1 rRNA gene is annotated in these 1,558 nt (G+C 63.2%); it reads left to right on the top strand.

The window, feature by feature from the left end:
* Positions 1 to 1,313, top strand: a 16S ribosomal RNA gene (locus tag DXD49_RS09495); the annotation flags it as partial.
* Between the last annotated feature and the right edge of the window lie 245 nt (positions 1,314 to 1,558).

Here is a 1,558-nt window from a genome sequence, read left to right on the forward strand (position 1 = left end):
CCCCGGCTAAAGCCCCGACGGGAGGGGATGGCTCCGCGGCCCATCAGGTAGACGGCGGGGTGACGGCCCACCGTGCCGACAACGGGTAGCCGGGTTGAGAGACCGACCGGCCAGATTGGGACTGAGACACGGCCCAGACTCCTACGGGAGGCAGCAGTGGGGAATCTTGCGCAATGGGGGGAACCCTGACGCAGCGACGCCGCGTGCGGGACGGAGGCCTTCGGGTCGTAAACCGCTTTCAGCAGGGAAGAGAAGAGACTGTACCTGCAGAAGAAGCCCCGGCTAACTACGTGCCAGCAGCCGCGGTAATACGTAGGGGGCGAGCGTTATCCGGATTCATTGGGCGTAAAGCGCGCGTAGGCGGCCCGGCAGGCCGGGGGTCGAAGCGGGGGGCTCAACCCCCCGAAGCCCCCGGAACCTCCGCGGCTTGGGTCCGGTAGGGGAGGGTGGAACACCCGGTGTAGCGGTGGAATGCGCAGATATCGGGTGGAACACCGGTGGCGAAGGCGGCCCTCTGGGCCGAGACCGACGCTGAGGCGCGAAAGCTGGGGGAGCGAACAGGATTAGATACCCTGGTAGTCCCAGCCGTAAACGATGGACGCTAGGTGTGGGGGGCGATCCCCCCGTGCCGCAGCCAACGCATTAAGCGTCCCGCCTGGGGAGTACGGCCGCAAGGCTAAAACTCAAAGGAATTGACGGGGGCCCGCACAAGCAGCGGAGCATGTGGCTTAATTCGAAGCAACGCGAAGAACCTTACCAGGGCTTGACATATGGGTGAAGCGGGGGAGACCCCGTGGCCGAGAGGAGCCCATACAGGTGGTGCATGGCTGTCGTCAGCTCGTGTCGTGAGATGTTGGGTTAAGTCCCGCAACGAGCGCAACCCCCGCCGCGTGTTGCCATCGGGTGATGCCGGGAACCCACGCGGGACCGCCGCCGTCAAGGCGGAGGAGGGCGGGGACGACGTCAAGTCATCATGCCCCTTATGCCCTGGGCTGCACACGTGCTACAATGGCCGGTACAGAGGGATGCCACCCCGCGAGGGGGAGCGGATCCCGGAAAGCCGGCCCCAGTTCGGATTGGGGGCTGCAACCCGCCCCCATGAAGTCGGAGTTGCTAGTAATCGCGGATCAGCATGCCGCGGTGAATGCGTTCCCGGGCCTTGTACACACCGCCCGTCACACCACCCGAGTCGTCTGCACCCGAAGTCGCCGGCCCAACCGTCTAGGGGGGAGGCGCCGAAGGTGTGGAGGGTGAGGGGGGTGAAGTCGTAACAAGGTAGCCGTACCGGAAGGTGCGGCTGGATCACCTCCTTTCTAGGGAGATTCATTCTTAGAGAGAAACACTTTAACTCGAATGGGGGGCAGGAGCCCGTCCGGTAGATGTCCGCCAGGATACGTCCCCGCAGCACCCGGTCCCCGGGGTCGCACCCGCGTACCTTGAGAGCCGCATAGCGATAGGAGAGAGATGGAAGATACTTCTTCCAGACTCGATTCTTTTCTGCGATTTATCAGAAGAATGATAGCAATCATTCATCCGATCCAAACAAGAAGAATTCACT

This window comes from Collinsella sp. TM05-38 (genome assembly GCF_003466445.1).
Classification (GTDB): domain Bacteria; phylum Actinomycetota; class Coriobacteriia; order Coriobacteriales; family Coriobacteriaceae; genus Collinsella.